1 protein-coding gene is annotated in these 285 nt (G+C 56.8%); it reads left to right on the forward strand.

Annotated elements, in window-relative coordinates:
* On the forward strand, nt 1–248 hold a 248-nt coding region (locus MD536_RS21450; RefSeq protein ID WP_239603826.1), incomplete at its 5' end, for a diguanylate cyclase.
* Between the last annotated feature and the right edge of the window lie 37 nt (nt 249–285).

Below are 285 nucleotides of genomic sequence, written 5' to 3' on the forward strand. Positions count from 1 at the left end.
ATATGGCGTTGGCCAGGGTCATCGCCGAAAGGATTCGTCGGGATGTTGCGGAATCCCTATTCCATGCAAAGGGTCACCTCATTGAGGTGACCATCAGTCTCGGGGTGGCGATGTTGAGGCCGGGCGAAACCAGGGAAGCTATACTGGAGCGTGCCGACGTAGCCCTGTATCAGGCGAAGCAAACGGGACGCAACCGAGTGGTGGTGTCTGAAGACCTCGAACAGGCAGTAAGTGCCCCGGAGAAGTAACGAGTAAAGCCAAGGTGCCCCAAGGTGACGATGTGAA

This window comes from Flavihumibacter cheonanensis (assembly GCF_022352215.1).
Lineage (GTDB): Bacteria > Bacteroidota > Bacteroidia > Chitinophagales > Chitinophagaceae > Flavihumibacter > Flavihumibacter cheonanensis.